This is a genomic window from Cupriavidus sp. SIMBA_020 (assembly GCF_046535395.1).
Classification (GTDB): domain Bacteria; phylum Pseudomonadota; class Gammaproteobacteria; order Burkholderiales; family Burkholderiaceae; genus Cupriavidus; species Cupriavidus campinensis.
The window spans coordinates 1-265 of sequence record NZ_JAWRWU010000780.1 but is presented as its reverse complement, the minus strand read 5'-3'; the positions used below and the strand labels follow the sequence as shown (position 1 = coordinate 265).

The following is a 265-nucleotide window of genomic DNA, read 5'->3' as shown; positions in this document are numbered from 1 at the left end:
ACGAACTCGCCGACCTCATGATGGTCGCGGGCAAGAAGATCGAAGAGCTGATCGCGCGTCTCGCGCAGAAGGCGCGCGCGGCGGGCATCCACCTGATTCTCGCGACGCAGCGGCCTTCGGTGGACGTCATCACGGGTCTCATCAAGGCGAACATTCCGACGCGTGTGGCGTTCCAGGTGTCGTCGAAGATCGACTCGCGCACGATTCTCGACCAGATGGGCGCCGAGTCGCTGCTCGGTCAGGGCGACATGCTGTTCCTGCCGCC

1 protein-coding gene is annotated in these 265 nt (G+C 64.5%); it reads left to right on the top strand.

Features of this window, described 5'->3' with window-relative positions; genetic code table 11:
* A partial coding sequence (locus SB751_RS31475; protein WP_410749208.1) for an FtsK/SpoIIIE domain-containing protein occupies window positions 1-265 on the top strand: 265 nt, incomplete at both ends.